The following is a 422-nucleotide window of genomic DNA, read 5'->3' on the forward strand; positions in this document are numbered from 1 at the left end:
TGGAGGATGTCATTCCTTCGGCCGAGGGAGAAACGATCTCGGCCAAGAAGACCTTCAAGGACTACGAACCCGGCTTTGTTCACGTCGACATCAAATACTTGCCGCAGATGCCAGACGAAACCTCGCGCCGCTATCTGTTCGTGGCCATTGACCGCGCCACGCGCTGGGTGTTCCTACATATCTACGGTGACATGAGCGACAAAAGCAGCGTCGACTTCCTGCGTCGGCTCAAGCTGGCCTCGCCGATCAGGATCATCAAGCTGCTGACTGACAACGGCTCGCAATTCACCGACCGCTTCACAACAAAAGACAGGAAGCCCAGTGGCCAGCACGCCTTCGATAAAGTTTGCGCCAGCATGGGCATCGAACACCGCCTGGCACCACCCCGGCATCCGCAAACGAATGGCATGGTCGAACGATTC

1 pseudogene is annotated in these 422 nt (G+C 57.1%); it reads left to right on the plus strand.

Annotated elements, in window-relative coordinates:
• Positions 1-41: 41 nt before the first annotated feature.
• Positions 42-422, plus strand: a pseudogene (locus GJA_RS25485) (DDE-type integrase/transposase/recombinase); the annotation flags it as partial.

The sequence above is a fragment of the Janthinobacterium agaricidamnosum NBRC 102515 = DSM 9628 genome (genome assembly GCF_000723165.1).
In the GTDB taxonomy this organism is placed as follows: Bacteria; Pseudomonadota; Gammaproteobacteria; order Burkholderiales; family Burkholderiaceae_D; genus Janthinobacterium; species Janthinobacterium agaricidamnosum.